Source organism: Veillonella tobetsuensis (assembly GCF_001078375.1).
Classification (GTDB): domain Bacteria; phylum Bacillota; class Negativicutes; order Veillonellales; family Veillonellaceae; genus Veillonella; species Veillonella tobetsuensis.
On record NZ_BBXI01000014.1, the window covers coordinates 157,316 to 174,323 of the forward strand.

At 40.5% G+C, this 17,008-nt stretch carries 17 protein-coding genes and 1 other RNA gene; all 18 read right to left on the reverse strand.

Annotated elements, in window-relative coordinates:
• Nucleotides 1-7: 7 nt before the first annotated feature.
• On the reverse strand, nt 8-337 hold the full coding sequence (locus VEI_RS10200; protein WP_082161462.1) for a DUF4911 domain-containing protein: 330 nt from the start codon (nt 335-337) through the stop codon (nt 8-10).
• Between the two features lies 1 nt (nt 338).
• Nucleotides 339-1,580 (reverse strand): peptidase U32 family protein, encoded by a 1,242-nt coding sequence (locus VEI_RS06135; protein ID WP_059363310.1) that lies wholly within the window; start codon nt 1,578-1,580, stop codon nt 339-341.
• On the reverse strand, nt 1,580-2,185 hold the full coding sequence (locus VEI_RS06140; RefSeq protein WP_059363312.1) for an O-methyltransferase: 606 nt from the start codon (nt 2,183-2,185) through the stop codon (nt 1,580-1,582). Before VEI_RS06140 ends, VEI_RS06135 begins: the two co-directional genes overlap by 1 nt.
• A gap of 107 nt (nt 2,186-2,292) precedes the next feature.
• Nucleotides 2,293-3,720, reverse strand: a complete 1,428-nt coding sequence (gene mltG, locus VEI_RS06145) for an endolytic transglycosylase MltG (RefSeq protein ID WP_059363313.1) — start codon at nt 3,718-3,720, stop codon at nt 2,293-2,295.
• Nucleotides 3,721-3,848: 128 nt separating this feature from the next.
• Nucleotides 3,849-4,139, reverse strand: a complete 291-nt coding sequence (locus VEI_RS06150) for a DUF1292 domain-containing protein (protein ID WP_059363315.1) — start codon at nt 4,137-4,139, stop codon at nt 3,849-3,851.
• Between the two features lie 53 nt (nt 4,140-4,192).
• Entirely contained in the window at nt 4,193-4,615 is a 423-nt protein-coding gene (ruvX, locus tag VEI_RS06155; RefSeq protein WP_059363317.1) for a Holliday junction resolvase RuvX, read from the reverse strand.
• Nucleotides 4,615-4,875 carry an IreB family regulatory phosphoprotein gene (locus tag VEI_RS06160; protein WP_059363319.1) on the reverse strand — a complete coding sequence of 87 codons (261 nt, stop codon included), beginning with the start codon at nt 4,873-4,875 and terminating at the stop codon, nt 4,615-4,617. Before VEI_RS06160 ends, ruvX begins: the two co-directional genes overlap by 1 nt.
• A 96-nt stretch (nt 4,876-4,971) precedes the next feature.
• Entirely contained in the window at nt 4,972-7,590 is a 2,619-nt protein-coding gene (alaS, locus tag VEI_RS06165) for an alanine--tRNA ligase (protein ID WP_059363321.1), read from the reverse strand.
• Nucleotides 7,591-7,868: 278 nt separating this feature from the next.
• Nucleotides 7,869-8,663 carry a C40 family peptidase gene (locus VEI_RS06170; RefSeq protein ID WP_059363327.1) on the reverse strand — a complete coding sequence of 265 codons (795 nt, stop codon included), beginning with the start codon at nt 8,661-8,663 and terminating at the stop codon, nt 7,869-7,871.
• A gap of 84 nt (nt 8,664-8,747) precedes the next feature.
• A complete protein-coding gene (locus tag VEI_RS06175) occupies nt 8,748-9,758 on the reverse strand; it encodes a glycosyltransferase family 2 protein (RefSeq protein WP_059363332.1) in 1,011 nt (336 codons plus the stop codon).
• A gap of 246 nt (nt 9,759-10,004) precedes the next feature.
• A complete protein-coding gene (locus VEI_RS06180; protein WP_059363338.1) occupies nt 10,005-10,382 on the reverse strand; it encodes a hydrogenase expression/formation C-terminal domain-containing protein in 378 nt (125 codons plus the stop codon).
• Nucleotides 10,383-10,450: 68 nt separating this feature from the next.
• Entirely contained in the window at nt 10,451-11,026 is a 576-nt protein-coding gene (locus VEI_RS06185; protein ID WP_059363343.1) for a HyaD/HybD family hydrogenase maturation endopeptidase, read from the reverse strand.
• Nucleotides 11,019-11,828: a Ni/Fe-hydrogenase, b-type cytochrome subunit gene (gene cybH / locus VEI_RS06190; RefSeq protein WP_059363349.1), complete on the reverse strand. Its 810-nt coding sequence runs from the start codon at nt 11,826-11,828 to the stop codon at nt 11,019-11,021. Before cybH ends, VEI_RS06185 begins: the two co-directional genes overlap by 8 nt.
• A gap of 14 nt (nt 11,829-11,842) precedes the next feature.
• Complete coding sequence (locus VEI_RS06195) at nt 11,843-13,744, reverse strand: nickel-dependent hydrogenase large subunit (protein ID WP_059363351.1); 1,902 nt, start codon at nt 13,742-13,744, stop codon at nt 11,843-11,845.
• Between the two features lie 11 nt (nt 13,745-13,755).
• The gene (locus tag VEI_RS06200; RefSeq protein ID WP_059363353.1) at nt 13,756-14,883 is read right to left on the reverse strand and encodes a hydrogenase small subunit; all 1,128 of its coding nucleotides are present in this window, start codon (nt 14,881-14,883) and stop codon (nt 13,756-13,758) included.
• Nucleotides 14,884-15,099: 216 nt separating this feature from the next.
• The gene (locus VEI_RS06205) at nt 15,100-15,432 is read right to left on the reverse strand and encodes a thioredoxin family protein (RefSeq protein ID WP_059363355.1); all 333 of its coding nucleotides are present in this window, start codon (nt 15,430-15,432) and stop codon (nt 15,100-15,102) included.
• A gap of 38 nt (nt 15,433-15,470) precedes the next feature.
• Nucleotides 15,471-15,827, reverse strand: an RNA gene (gene rnpB / locus VEI_RS06210) — RNase P RNA component class A.
• 70 nt (nt 15,828-15,897) lie between these two features.
• Nucleotides 15,898-17,004 carry a Nif3-like dinuclear metal center hexameric protein gene (locus tag VEI_RS06215; protein ID WP_059363357.1) on the reverse strand — a complete coding sequence of 369 codons (1,107 nt, stop codon included), beginning with the start codon at nt 17,002-17,004 and terminating at the stop codon, nt 15,898-15,900.
• Between the last annotated feature and the right edge of the window lie 4 nt (nt 17,005-17,008).

Sequence of the window (17,008 nt, forward strand, 5' to 3'; positions counted from 1 at the left end):
GCTACGTTTAGCATACTAAAGTAACTATAGGCAGGCTCGATAGAATATCAATAGCCAGTTCTCGTGTGTCAGGTGTACATCTAAGCATACAGCGTCCAGCTGTATCGACAGTAGTCATGACACCTACATATTCATAGCCTTCTAAGATTCGATTGACATAATTTGTATGTTTCGGATCGATGTGAAAGTACAAATAGGATTCCTCCCCTGTCCCTGTATAAACAGTTGGTTCTGGAAAGCCTTGTAACGAGCGAGATGCTACTAAAGGCACTTCATTAGAAGTTATATAGGCCTCTTCATTACAGGCGGTCATATCAATGGTATGTGACTCCACCATATTAGTCTTCTTTCACCTTGCACTCGCGGCGCATCATGGAATACGGTTCTAATTTTGTATCCATGTACAAGCGAACCTTCATTTGTGCATGAGGTGCTACGTCGATAGGATTACCATCTTCGTCTGTCATTTTTTCAATAACCGCTTCTATAAGGTCACCCTTAGGTTGGCAGAATTCTACCTTATCACCAACCTTAAAGTTATTACGTTGTTCAAGGTCAACATATTTTTCTTCGTCGTTATAACCAAGAACTAAACCAATGAAGTCATGTGTTTGGGTATTCGTAGATTTGCCGTAGTTTTGAGCACTTTCATCAGGACGGCCATCAGCAAAACCATCTGTGTAAGGACGATGAGAAATTTTTTCTAACTCAGCAATCCATTCAGGACGAACGTACCAATTTTCACGCTCTTTCAAGTATGTATCGATAGCCGTGCGGTATACCTTAGCCACCGTTGCACAATAGTGAACAGATTTCATGCGGCCCTCTACCTTAAGACTATCGATGCCTGCTTCATATAATTCAGGAATGCGATGGATGAGGCACAAATCTTTGGAGTTAAAGATGTATGTACCATGTTCATCTTCCTCGATTGGATAGTATTCACCAGGACGATTGGATTCTACAATGCTATATTTCCAGCGGCAAGATTGAGAACATTGACCGCGGTTAGCATCGCGTGTACCTGTCATATAGTTAGACAAAAGGCAACGACCAGAGTAAGAAATACACATAGATCCATGGACAAAGGATTCGATTTCAATGTCTACATTCTTCTTCATCTCTTTAAGGTCTGCTACAGATACTTCACGAGCCGCTACAACGCGAGCCGCACCAAGCTCCTTCCACATTTGTACCGTATGCCAGTTCGTAGTAGATGCTTGTGTACTTACATGAAGCTCAAGACCTGGAGCCACTCGTTTAGCCAAGCTAAAAATCCCCATGTCAGCTACAATAATCGCATCTACACCAATACTTTCAAGAAACTTCAAATAATCCTCAAGGCCCTCAAAATCTTCATTATGAGGGATGATATTACATGTAACATGGATTTTTTTACCATGTTCATGCACAAATTGAACGGCCTCCTTCAATTCTTCGTCGGAAAAATTGGAGTTACCAGCGCGCAAGCCAAATCGTTTACCTGCACAATAAACGGCATCCGCACCATAGCGAATAGCCATTTTTAGCTTGTCCATATTACCTGCCGGACAAAGTAATTCTATAAAATGATCTGCCATTATTTGTTGTGTCCTTTCCACACACTCACACTCATACCATCCCCCATAGGGTAAATGGTGGTGTTAAATAATTCTTTATTTTCTACATATGCCAAATATGCTTGTAATCGTTTAACAATCGTTTTAAAGCGATGTGGAGCCTCTTTATCGCCTCGTACATAACCTCTAAACAGAACATTATCTGCGAGGATGACGCCCCCTTCTTTCACATGAGGTAAAATCACCTCTAGTTGACTTAGGTATTGCCCCTTAGGACCATCTAAAAACACGAGATCGTATTCCCCTTTAATCTTAGTTAATACGTCCTTCGCATCCCCCTTAATCAATGTGATTTGATCCTTATAATCAGATTGACCGATATAATATTTCGCCATTTCGTAACGTACCTCATCAAGTTCGATAGACGTAATCCGTCCGCCTTGCTCAATAAGGGGTGCCATCAGTAATGTTGAGTAACCAATGGCGGTGCCCACCTCCAACACAGAGGTGGGCCTGTATAATCCAATCAATTCTTCAAATAAATGCACTTCAGATTCCCGAAGGATGGGCACATTATTAATCATCGCGTAAATACGCTGCTCATTTAGTATTTCATTTAATTCCATAAAATATATTATAAATTCCTAGTATATATATAACTGTGAAAGTAATCATATACACGCAAAAGGCTGCACGTATATGACATAAGAATTAATGTAATGATATAGATACACTATCTATCAACACCGCCCTGTGTATTACCTGTACTTGGTAACGTTTGTGTGCTAGGGGTTGTACTAGGTCTCACAATACGAGGTTCCTCTACTGCTGGCGCAGATTGAACAGGTACAGATTGTTGAGGTACTACCTGTTGCATACTAGGTGGTATTTGACTATCTGTAGATGTTGTCGCCGGTTGTTGTTCTGGTGTAGGAACGGCAGCTGGCGTAGGTGTTACTTGTGTTGTTGACGGTACTGTAGATGGTTTATATGTATTTGTTGGTTCTACATCAACATATTGAGCATCCGCCTCTACGGCCTCTACAGGGCTATAGTTATAGTCTGGCTCAGACGTAGCCGCCACGTCATAGTTAGGCCCAGCCTGTGCCAATACAGGAGCTTGTCCTTGATCAGAGGATGATGTAGTAGCTTGATCCCCACCATAGATTTTTTCAATAGCTGCTAGATGTTCAGCATAAGTCTTGGAGAAGTGATTATGCCCTTCCTTGTCAGCTACAAAGTATAGATACTCCGTATTTTCAGAGTACAATACCGCATCTAAGGATTTTTTACCAGGATTTGCAATAGGTCCTGGCGGTAAACCTTTACTTACATATGTATTATAAGGACTTTGTAATTGCGTATCGCCAATCGATACATTTTCTTTTGCATAACCAAGTACATAAGAGATTGTTGCATCAGACTGTAATGGAATGCCGTGGGCTAAACGCTTTTTAAAGACCCCTGCAATAGTTGGGCGATCTGCATCAAATAAAGATTCACGTTCAACGATAGATGCCAAGGTTACAAAGTCATGAATACTCATGTGTTGCGCTTGAATTTGCTTTTTTACAGCTGGCGTTAAATAGCGATTCATTTCATCAGCCATCATCATAATGACATCTTTCGCCGTAGCACCTACAGGAATCTCATAAGTGCTTGGGAATAAGAATCCTTCTACAGGATATGTTGTCGGTTTAGTGCCTTTCATATAAGGGTAAGGAGTAAAGGTTTTTGCCTCTGCTAAGAATTCAGAAGCCTTCATAATTTGGGCTTTTTCTAGAGCGATAGCAATATCCCCTACTGTATAGCCTTCTGGAATTGTCAATTTAATAGACTCTACATGGCCTTCTTGTAATAAGTTTATTAATTCATGGACAGATACCTTATTTGGAATCTGATAATGACCAGATTGCAATTTTGAACCTGTCCCGCTAAGAGCTAACCATAATTTAAAGACCTGTGTAGAACGAATAAGCCCATGTTCATAGAGCATATCGGCAATTTCTGTTCCTGTTGCATTCTTGCCTATCACTAGGACTTGCGAGCCACCATCATTAGAAAATGTGTTAGGTACGAAATAAGTTGCACCTAAGGCACCTCCACCTAAAATGGCAAGGCTAAGAATACCTACGGAAACATATTTTAAGGCTTTTCTCATGGATGAGTTCCTTTCTATTACAAACTATTGTAAATCATCTTATTATACCATATTAAAGCCTTTCGATGTATCTATTCTTTTACATAAAAAAGCCCTGATATAACATTTGCTATATCAGGGCCCTAGTATTATTCTTCTTCACCCATTGATTCGTATAGGTTTACTAATGCTTCGAAGTTTTCATCATCTTCATCTAAAGGAACGTATTCTTCTACGCCTTCATCATTTGTTTCGATGCGAGCCAAAATCATATATGTATCATCTTGACCTTCATGTTCTTCATCTTGTACATGAACGAGTACAGCGTATTCTTGACCTTCGTGATTTAAGATAACATCTTCAGTGAAATATTGTTTGTTACCATCTTCATCTTCAAATTCAAGATAGAAAATTTCGCCTTCATAATTTTGATCAACCATGGGAATTCCCTCCTTTATAGTTTATACACAAGGACTTTTTGTGTTCGTTACAATTAGGATTTACTAAATTGTAATCGGTCCAAATAGCCTTGTAAAATAACGACAGCTGCCATCTTGTCGATAACGTCCTTCCGTTTTTTACGGCTCACATCCGCTGCGATGAGCTGGCGTTCTGCCATTACGGTAGATAAACGTTCATCCCAAAAGGTAATCGGTAAATCGATGACCTCTTTCATTTTTCCAACGAATTCCTCGGTCTTTTCAGCTCGTTCACCTTTTGTGCCATTCATGTTTTTAGGCATGCCTACAACAAGTTCATGCACTTCGTATTCTGAAATCAATTCGCTTAGTCGCTTAAAATCATTTTCTAAGGATGTACGGCGAATCGTTTCAATGCCTTGTGCAGTCATCAATAATGCGTCGCTACATGCGATACCAATGGTGCGACTGCCCACATCTAATGCCATAATTCTCATTATAGTTGTTTAGCCTTTGCGTATTCTTTTAATAATTCTTCGATTAAATCATCCCGCTCTAAACGGCGAATATCACTACGCGCATTATTATAGCTTGTAATGTACGCTGGATCCCCAGAGATTAAATAGCCTAAGATTTGATTAATTGGATTATATCCTTTTTCTTGAATAGATTTATAAACGCGAGTCAACACCTCTTCGGCCGTCATCGGTTCATCGTCTACTTTACGGAATAACATAGTTTCATCTGAAACGTTCATGGGTATCCCTCCTTTGTATGAATGGGTCACTATAGTGAACCTCATATGTATATTCGTGTATCTATTATAGCATATACAGCTATTATACCCCATTATTTATGCGTTAAGAGCTTCCTTAACAGCATCACCAGCTGCTTTTAAAGCATCCATCAATTTAGCTGGTTCTTTACCACCTGCTTGTGCCATATCTGGACGGCCGCCGCCATTACCACCAGCTACTTGAGCTGCCGCTTTGACGATATTACCTGCTTTTACGCCTTTACCGACAACATCTTTGGAAACTTTACATACAAAGTTTACCTTGTCATCGCCCATAGCAGCACCTACTAGGACTACGCCAGAACCGTCTAATTTATCGAGGCCCATATCTGCAAAGTCACGCAATTCATCGATAGAAGACGCTTTCACAGAAGCAGCAACAAATGCCACATCACCAATCATAACCTTACCAGCCACGATATCAGCAGCACCTGCAGCAGAAACCTCTTTGCGGATTTGGTCTAATTCTTTAGCTGTTTCTTTAGCCTCTACTAATACTTGGTGTAAACGTTCTTCTACTTGAGGCGCTTTCGTTTTAAGTTCCCCTGCCATGCGTTCGATAGTCAAGCGATCTTGTTTAGCTGCATCTAGAGCTGCACGGCCAGTGATAGCTTCGATACGGCGTACGCCAGAACCGATGCCAGCTTCAGATGTTAAGCGGAAGGAACCAACGAATGCTGTATTACCTACGTGAGAACCACCGCACAATTCAACGGAGAAACCTGGAACCTCTACTACGCGAACTACATCACCATATTTATCGCCAAAGAGTGCCATAGCACCTTTTGCTTTTGCTTCGTCCATAGACATTTCAGCAATCGCAAGGTCAGTTGCTTTAAGGATTTCTTCATTTACAAGAGCTTCGATTTGATCAAGTTCCTCTTGTGTTACAGGGGAGAAATGAGTGAAGTCAAAACGCAAGTAATCTGGAGTTACTAAGGAACCAGCTTGGTTTACATGGTCACCTAGAATTTGTTTGAGTGCAGCATGCAATAAATGTGTTGCTGTATGGTTACGAGCCATCGCAGAACGACGGTTTGTATCCACCTCTAGTTCTACATCATCACCTTCTGAGATAGAACCCTCTATAACAGTACCGATGTGGTATACAGTACCTTCTGGTAAACGTTTTGTATTATGAACCTCTACCTTGCCCATTGGACCAACGATAAAGCCCGTATCGCCTAATTGACCGCCCCCTTCTGCATGGAATGGAGTAGTGCGAACAATTACAGTAATTTCATCGCCATCAGCAGCTGTTTGTAAGCGTTCAGAACCTTTACCAATCATCAATACAGAGGATGCTTTAATAGCTTCATCTTCAAGAAGTTCTTCATCTTTTAAGAATGTAATATCTGGTGTTGCTACCTTTGCATCTTCTTTTACACGTGCTTCACGAGCGCGTTCACGTTGTTCTTTCATGGCAGCTTCAAAGCCTTCATGGTCGATTGTGAAACCACGTTCACCGGCGATTTCCTCTGTCAATTCCCAAGGGAATCCATATGTATCATATAATTTGAATACTTCAGAACCAGGAACTACAGTCGCTTTTTCAGCATCTAATGTATCGATTAAGGAGTTCAACAACTCAAGACCTTGTTCCAATGTTTGGTTGAAACGTTCTTCTTCGTTTTGAACTACACGTTTTACAAAATCTTGTTTTTCTGCAATGGATTTAATGCCAGGGCCAAGGATTTCTACAACTACATCAACAAGCGGTGTTAAGAAGATACCGTCAATGCCAAGCAAACGACCATGACGCACGGCACGACGCAAGATACGGCGCAATACGTAGCCACGACCTTCGTTGGATGGTAATACACCATCGGAAATCAATGCTGTTACAGCACGAGCATGGTCAGCGATAACCTTCAAAGATACGTCTGTATTTGGGTTTTCGTTATATGTAACACCAGCACGTTTTGCGGTAGCTTCGATGATTGGATAAATCAAATCTGTTTCAAAGTTTGTTTTGCAGCCTTGCAATACAGAAGCCAATCGTTCAAGACCAGCACCTGTATCGATGTTTTTATGTTGCAATGGCTCATATGTGCCATCTGGCATTTTATTGAATTGCGTGAACACAAGATTCCAGATTTCAAGATATCGATCGCAATCGCAGCCTGGTGCACAGTTAGAATCATCACAGCCATGTTCAGGGCCTTGGTCGAAGAAAATTTCACTATCTGGACCACATGGACCTTCACCGATTTCCCAGAAGTTGTCTTCTAAGCGGGAAATGTGGCTTTCTTCTACGCCACAATCGTTATGCCATGTATCATATGCCTCTTGATCATCTGGATATACCGTAACATATAATCTGTTTTTGTCGAGCTTAATAACCTCTGTTAAGAACTCCCATGCCCAGTGAATCGCTTCTTTTTTAAAGTAATCACCAAAGGAGAAGTTACCAAGCATTTCAAAGAATGTATGGTGACGTGCTGTGCGACCTACATTTTCAAGATCACCAGTACGCATACTTTTTTGACTTGTTGTAATACGACGACAAGGAGGTACCAATTTACCTGTAAAGAAAGGCTTTAATGGCGCCATACCTGCCCCAATCAATAATAGAGACGGATCGTTTTCTGGGATAAGAGAAAAACTTTCTAATTTTAAATGTCCTTTGCTTTCAAAAAACTGCAAGTATGCTTGACGCAGTTCATTACCTTTCATGTGTATATTCCTCCTAAAATAATTTACTCTTAATTATAACGTAAAATACAGAGAAAATCTATTACAACCTCTATTTATCCTTATATAATTGACTATCATTAGCCATGAATATTCTTTACGATTATAGTTAAGATAGATATAGAGATACATATAGATAATTAGCAATATAACATACAGAAAAGAGGTTATACAAATCAACAAAACTTAATTGATTCGTATAACCCCTCTTATGGCTTATATAGTTCGCCAATGGATTCCATTGTGGGAATACCAGGATATTACATAACGCGTTTAGCGCCGATATAACGTTCACCCCAATAGCCTGTGTCAAGATCAGCAACTGCTACGCCACGACTGGATGTAGCACTGATAAATTGACCATTGCCGATGTAAATGCCGGAATGAGATGGACCTGGTTCATATGTTTCAAAGAATACAAGGTCGCCAGCCTTAAGGTTTGCACGAGATACAGATGTACCTACATTGTATTGCTCATCCGCTAGACGTGGCAAAGCAATGCCTTGTTTCGCGAATACGTATTTAACATAACCGGAGCAGTCGAAACCGCTAGGTGTAGTACCGCCAAACACATAAGGAACGCCACGATATTTGTCAGCTTCCGCTAAAATAGCGTGAATGTTGCTTGGTGTTTGCACCTTTTTCAAGTTATTCAATTTAACGTTTTGGCCTGCAAGACGTTTAGATTGTGCATTTTGATTTGTGAAAGCAGATTTTGTTGCTACTGCTTTTGTAGCTGCATTATTAGACAATACTGCCTTAGTTGTACGAGGAGCACCCATCAACGCATTGTACGTTGCTGGTCCAATAATACCATCTACAGGTAAACCACGATCTTGTTGGAACAGGCGTACAGCCCATTTTGTTTCCTTACCATACACACCATTTTTATCGGTTGCATTGTAGCCGTGTTTAATTAATTGTTGTTGTACAGCAATTACGTTTTTACCTTTATCACCATATTGTAATGTTGTGGCACTTGCCATCGCAGTGGTAGCGCACACAAACGTTAATGTTAATGCCGCAATTTTACTCTTACTATATTTTGACTTCATATTCTGCCTTCCTATACTTTAAAGTGAGTTTATTTATTCAAAATATACTAACCGTCTCATTATTTGCATATCCAACAAATACAGCTAGTCTTTATTTTCTTCAGGGCCAGGTACTTGATTGGCTATAAATACATCAGCTTTTGATGGTTCATAAGCTATTTCTGGATTTTCACCATCAAAATTTATAGCAGCTTTCACCCAATATAAAGGACGTTGTTTTACCTCTTCGAATACGCGTCCTACGTATTCACCAATGATACCAAGTCCTACTAATTGGATTCCGCCGATAAACAATATGGACACGCCCAAGGTGGTCCACCCATTTAATGCTTGCCCCGTTAAGTACACATAGAGTAAATGTAGAATCAAGAGAAAACTCAAGCCACCACATAATACACCTACGTACAAAGCCGCACGCAATGGTACGCGAGAAAACGCTGTAACCCCATCAAGAGCAAAGCGAATCATTTTACGTACACTAAATTTCGAAACACCTGCAAAGCGAGGTGGCGCTACAAAGTGAAGTTCTGCTTGGCGATAACCAAGGGCCCCCACGATACCACGCAAGAAACGTCCATGTTCACGGAAATGTTTCAATGTTTCTAGCGACTTACGATTCATTAAACGGAAATCAGATCCCCCTTCTACGATGGGAACATCTGCCATTTTATTCATCAGCTTATAATAATATTTAGAAGTAAAGGATTTTGCCCAGCTGGCATCCTCTGTAGAGTCTCGAATGGTGCGCACTACATCATACCCATTCTCCCACAACCGTATGAGTTCTGGAATTAATGCTGGTGGATGTTGCATATCACCGTCCATCGTAATTACTGCATCCCCTTTGGCGTAATCAAGACCACAAGTCAATGCAGTTTGATGTCCAAAGTTTCGCGCTAATAAAACGACTTTAACACGAGCATCTAATTTTGCAATTTCTCGCAAAATAACGACCGATGAATCTGTAGATCCATCATCAACATAGATAAGTTCATATTCATATGATAGGCCTGACATAACCTTTGTTACGGCATTGTAAAAAATAGCTATATTTTCTTCTTCATTATATACAGGCACAACAATTGAAATTAACATATATCCTCCGTCGATTACCTTTATATTTTACAGTCAAATAGTCAATATAGGCAAATCTAAAAGGTTAACAATAGCGAAGATGAACCCCATAAATCCAGTAAATAAGCGGTTTTATTAAATTTCGAGGTTTATTCTCTTCATTTTTATTTATTATTATAACAACTTATTAGTAATACACTTATTTATTAAAAAGTTATATTTATACAGTTTTATACACACTATATAAATAGGTGTTAAACCCTGATTTTATAGCCCTGCCGCATCAATCCATGTAGTAAGATCCTCTTCCGCAGTTATGATATCCTCATCATATGCTCCTACAACCTCAGGGTACCGAGATACTTCTACAGTGTGAAGAATTGAGTCATCACGGCCATTTTTGTAGGTACCAATCCAAATTCCAGAAAACTGCGACTCGTACCACTCTACTGGTTGGTCTGTTTCATTAAAGTTAATCGTAATATGTCCACGACCTAATGTTTCTAGTACCTCTACCTGCTCTTCTTCAGTAAGACCGGTTTTCTCAATATATATGGAATAGGTTTCACCTGTTTCACGTAATTGCTTTAATGCTTGACGTAATTCATTCAATATAGCACGCACATTATTATAATTCTCTATCATGCCATCCCTCCTCTCTTGTTAGTATCTTTTAACTTATTTAATCTATAAATACGTTTATCTATCAGATCTTATTTAGGTTCTATTTGTATGCCCCAGCCGCGAAGCACAGAAAGCACACGAGCCTTCACCTCTGGTAAGGCCTGTTGCACAGCTGCACTTGGTGCAAATCCAATTTCTAAGGATTCTGGCTCTACGCCAATGACGATAGCATCCTCTAAAGGATTTTCCTGAATGGCACGAATACGCAATATATCCTGCATACCTACTTCGTGAACGGAAATATGGTCCGTAAAATATTGTTCCAATTCCCGATGTGGAAATTCATATACAGTCCCAGGATTTTTTCCACCATTGATAGCATCGATTAATAGAATTTTTTTCATGCCCCTCATATAGGTCAGCAGTTCCATGCCCATCGTGCCACCATCAATCAAGGTGACTTGAGGCGTGAAAGTATAATTAGCTTTTAAATCTTCTACGACATGAACGCCAAGGCCCTCATCGGTAAGTAAGATATTTCCTACCCCTAGAACCACTATGGAGTTATCATAATCATCATAAATGGCTTGTAAATCAATACGCGGGCTCTCAGAGCCCGCGTATTCTTTCAAGCCACTGATGTTTTCAGTACTTGTATCAATCATCTTCTTGTAATTCTCTTTCTCTTGGATCGTCAGGATTGCTTGGACGATATGTTGTGCCAGATGGTTTTTCGATACGTTCACCACGCCGGCGTTTACCATTGAGGTCCTCTAAATCAATTGGATCATGAGCATAATACTTCATGCCAGAAACCATAGCAGATACTTCGCCAGATTCTTCCATAACGTCTTCTCGGAATGCCATGTATACGTGAACAATAGTAAAGAACAAGAATCCCCATGCAATATAGTGATGGATTAAATGAACCTTATATTCACCACCGAACATTGTAACCAATGGTGCAAATATAGAACCTAAAATACCATTTGGATTAATCATGGAATACATTGTAATACCGGTGATGATTTCAAAGAAGAACATGATATACACCATCAAATACGCCGTTCTCGCCAAGGAGTTACGAAGCCAGTGATGTTCATGTTTTTGAGGAATCATCAAATAGTGCAATGTAGTTTCTCGAAGACCGTACCAATATCGTTTTTGACGGAATTTAGGTAATAATCTATCGCCGCGATTATAGAAACCGCCCGCCACACGGAAGATAAAGGAGAATGTTAAAATAGCTCCAGCAGTGAAGTGAATACGGCGCATAGTCTCCATAGAGAACCAACCATCTATTGCAAAGGTTGGTTCAGGATTACCTGTAATCGCCGCAAAGCCTGGGTCACCGATATATAGACCAGTCCAGAACAATGCAGTTACGCTAAGCACCATAGTCCAGTGGAATATACGCAGCCATAAACTAAATACGACATACGCTTTTTTGTCAGTATGTATTAACATAAGCCCACCACCCTTTATTTACACAATGCATCGGTATTGACGGAAACAATCTTTTCGCCTTTTTTATTGTATAAATGGGTTGCACATGCGAGACATGGGTCGAAGGAGTGAATTACCTTCAAGATTTCAAGTGGTTTATCCGCAATTTTAACGTGTGTATCAATCATGGAATCTTCGTATGCGCCATGTTCATTGGCAGCTGTCTTAGGACATGCATTCCACGTGGATGGTACGATACATTGATAGTTTGCAGAACGACCATCTTTGATGTGAATCCAGTGACCCAAACCACCGCGAGGTGCATCTACAAGACCAACACCTTTTGCATCTTTAGACCATGTGTTAGGTTCAAATTTAGTCATATCCGCAACGGCAGTATCACCATTTTTAATATTGGTAACAAGTTTATTATAGAAATATTGGCTAATATTTGCTGCCACTTGTGCATCAAGACCACGACATGCTGTACGACCAACCATTGTTGTCATCCACACATGAGCTGGTACACCCAATACTTGAGATACTGTATCGATTTGGCGAACAATCATCGCTTCTGCCCAAGTTGGGTCTTTAATGATACCCTGTTTTACCTTTGTATAGACTACAATGTATTTTGCTAATGGGCCGACCTCTGCAGTTTTACCTTTGAAAGTCGGGGATTTAATCCAAGAGTATTTTTTATCTTCATCAAGGAATTCCCATTTTTCTTTTGTACCAGATTTAGGGCCTGTGAATTTAGGTTCAGTCACACCATCAATGGGATGAAGTGTGCTTGTACCATTTGGATACGTAAACCAGGAATGATCAACCTCTTCGCTAAGGTATTGTGGATCCATGAAATCCTTACCTTCTAACGGAATAAATGTTGCCTTATCTACGCCAAGGGCAAAGTTCTCTACAACACCATTAGAGCGAACGATACATTTTTTGTGGTAATCGCCATCAGAAATGCCTGTATAAGACTCATCAGGATAGTCACCATAAGACATAACGCGTTTTTTCGCAAGGCCACCACCATCGATCATGCCTTTTTCAACGTACATCTTACCAATTGCTAATAAGTCTGGTACATAGAAGTTGTCTACTAAATCTTTAGCCAACGCAATAGATTGCTCTACTGCAGCAAGACGTTGTGTATTAATAGGTGCATTCATGTCATTCATAGAAATGGAACATGGCATGCCTCCAATGATGTAATGTGGATGAGGGTTTTTACCACCGAATACAACGTGAGGAATTACGATGTCACGTTGACGGTCAAGAATATTCAAGTAATGGGATACAGCCATTAAATGAACCTCTGGTGGCAACAAATTATAATCAGGGTGATCCCACCATTGGGCGGAGAAAATCCCCAATTGGCCGGACTCAACGATTTTCTTAACCTTTTGTTGTACCGCTGTAAAGTATGCAGTGGTAGCCTTAGGGAATTCTTTAGGATATGCAGAATCCTTGGATGCTGTTTCAGCAGGTGCTAAACCACTTACATTGTAGGTTGCCAATACATCATTTTGTAATTGAGCTGTTTTTGCTGGATCAGCACTGAGAGCAGCTACAGGGCTCACCCAGTCAAGCGCATGCAAGTGATAGAAATGTACGATATGGTCATGTACATCTAAGCAGCTGTGCATGATATTACGAATGTAGTTTGCATTTCTAGGTATAGTAATACCCAACGCATCTTCTACAGCACGCAAAGACGCTAGTGCATGTGTTGTAGTACATACGCCACAAATACGTTGTACAAAAGCCCAAAGGTCGCGAGGGTCGCGGTCCTTTGCAACGAGTTCAATACCACGCCAAGCAGTACCAGAGGATAATGCGTCCTCTACTTTACCACTTGCTTCATCAACTTTTATTTCTACCCGTAAATGACCTTCAATACGGGAAATCGGATCTACTACTACGCGTTTCATTAGCGACCTCCTCAATTATTATGTTTCTTCTCATCCCACAAACCTTGTTCTTTCAAGCGTTTTTCCTCTTGAATATCAATGTATTTATTGCGAACAAGGGTTGCAGCACCATGGACGATAACCGCCGCAGTAGCGCCAACAGCTGCTACTGTGCCGATTGTATCAGCCGTAGTAATGGTGTTTGCCAATGGAATATCAGGTAATCGTTTGTAGAATACGTCATTATCCCAAAAACCTTTTTCAGAGCAACCAATACAGCCGTGGCCGGATTGGATTGGGTAGGATAAACCATTCCACCAACGCAAATTACCACAAGAATTATATGTTTGAGGTCCACGACAACCTACTTTGTACAGGCACCAACCTGATTTAGATGCATCATCGTCAAATTTTTCAACGAAAAGACCGGAGTCAAAGAAGGCACGACGATAGCAAGTATCGTGAATACGATTGCCATAGAATTGTTTAGGACGACCTTGAGAATCTAGAGGCGGAATTTGACCGAACAATGCATAGTGCATAACTACACCAGTCATAACCTCTGGAATTGGAGGACAGCCAGGAACCTTGATAATAGGTTTACCAGATACAACAGAGGATACGGATACCGTGTTTGTTGGATTTGGTTTTGCTGCTTGAATACCACCCCAAGATGCACAGGAGCCATACTCGATAATGGCCGCTGCACCTTTAGCAGCTTCTAATAAGGACTCCTTAAATGTACGGCCCCCTACTGTACAGTACACACCGTTTTCATCTAACGGAACGCCACCTTCAACAGCAAGGATATATTTGCCATTTTTCTCAGCAATGATTTTTTTGAGGTGTTCCTCTAATGGTTCCCCAGATGCTGCAGCCAATGTATCATCATATTCCAAAGAAATCATATTTAAAATTACATCGGATGTAAACGGTGAAGAAGAACGAATAAAGGATTCACTACAACCTGTACATTCATGACCATGAAGCCAAATCACTGTAGGTAATTCTGTCGTTTCCGCAGCTTTTACCACCGTATTAAGCATGGTAGGTGGCAAACCTAAAATAGCAGTCAGTGCCACGCAAGACTTCATAAATGTACGTCGACTGAGACGTCTCTCTTGAAAGAGAGTCCATAAACTGTTCACACGATTTTTCATGGAATACAGCCTCCTCACAACAACTTTGAAGCAATATTTCTATATTACCTACTTAACTATTACTATCGAGAAATATCATCTCTTAATTAATTTATTATAACATTTTAATAATTATAAAACTATGACATAATACTCAGTTCTCTATATGTTTATCAAAAAAAATGCCCAGCTAAGTAATTATTATAATTACCTAGCCAGGTGTTATTCATGTATAAATTATTTTATCACTTCATTAATCAAAGCTTCTAATACATTTGCTTTTTTATAGCCTGCAATGCGATCCAATAATTTGCCATCTTTAAAAAATACCATGGAAGGAATACCTTCTACATCTTCTTTTAACAAGATAGGCCGCAAAGCTTTATCTTCTGCATCTACTGTGAAGAATTTAATACGGCCGTCCAATTTTTCTGCTACAGCTTCTACTTCCGGACGCATAACTATGCAAGGTTCACACCAACCAGCCCAGAAATCTACAATAACGAGCTCTTTAGAACCTAATACTAATTCATCAAACTGTTCTACACTAGTAATAGCAGTGATAGCCATCGAAAGGCCTCCTTTTTATAGTTCAATATAAATATCATGTAAGAAGCAAGCAATCATTAAGCCGAGTTCTGTTCCGCTTGCGCGGTGACGATTATCTTTCTAGGCGTACAGTCGCCTGCACGCTCGAGCGACACAACCCGGAAGGTAGGCGGGACCACCGTTAACCCTTCCCTATTCGGTCTTGCTCCGGATGGGGTTTACCGAGCCAGCCTGTTACCAGACTGCTGGTGAGCTCTTACCTCACCTTTCCACCCTTACCACTTACATGGCGGTTTCCTTTTCTATGGCACTTTCCCTAAGGTCACCCTCGCCAGACGTTATCTGGCATCCTGCCCTATGGAGCTCGGACTTTCCTCGAATCCAATGGACTCGCAACCGTCTTTCATACTTGCTTCAATTCAGTTTATCATAGCTCTATGCACTATGCAAGAATATCGAATTTTTCTGTTAGGATTATGAAAGTCTCTAATCAAAGAAAAAATCACATTGATTTTCAAAGGACTGTATAGTAATGCCCCAGTTACTTTCTGCTGATTGATTCATTAAATAATCACGAATTCCATCCGCTACGATTTCTTCCGTACCAAAATGGCCTGCATCAACAACGAGTACACCTAATTCTTTTGCTAATTGAGCATCGTGATATTTCAAATCACCGGTGACATATGCATCAGCCTTGATTGCATTCTTAATAAACTCTGCACCACCACCGGAGCAAAGTGCCACAGTTTTAACGGTCTCTTTTTTTATGCCCCCAAATCTTACATTAGCATGAGGCAAAGACTCTTGTATATGCTCGCGGAAGCTTTCAAAATCCATAGATTCAGGCAATTCACCAACTCGCCCCAAGGTGCGACCCATATTCGGCTCATGCATAGCAAATACCTCATAAGCCACCTCTTCATAAGGATGCGCTGCTTTCATAGCCTCAATAACAGCTTGTTTATGATGACTGTCCACAATAACATTGATAGCTACCTCAGGCACTACCGTTAATGAACCCGCTTCGCCTACTACAGGATGGGATTCATCATTACCTCTGAATCGACCTTCGCCGGTAAAACTAAAGCTACAAGCCTCGTAATTGCCAATGCGACCAGCCCCAGCCTTAGCCATTGCGTCGCGCACCGCATCAGCCGCATCAACAGGTACAAAGGTGGTGATTTTATATAGCGTATCAGCCCCTGTAGGAACAAATCCTTTCACATTAACTAACCCTAACCGGCTCGCCAACATATCATTGAGCCCCCCCTCAGCAATATCGAGGTTCGTATGAGCACTATATACAACAATATCGTTTTTTATAAGTTTCTCAATCACATGGCCTTGGGGGCTATCTAGATTTAGGGATTTAATGCCCTTAAAAATAAAGGGATGATGGCTAATAATCATTTGCGCTTGCTCTGAAATAGCATAATCAACCACTTCAGGTGTAATATCAAGGCTAGTTATAATCTTAGAAACCTCACGTTGTTTCGACCCAACCATAAGACCTACATTATCCCAAGATTCAGCATAATGAGGTGGAGCCCATCGTTCCATTGATTCAATAATTTGTTTTGCTGTAACCATAGTA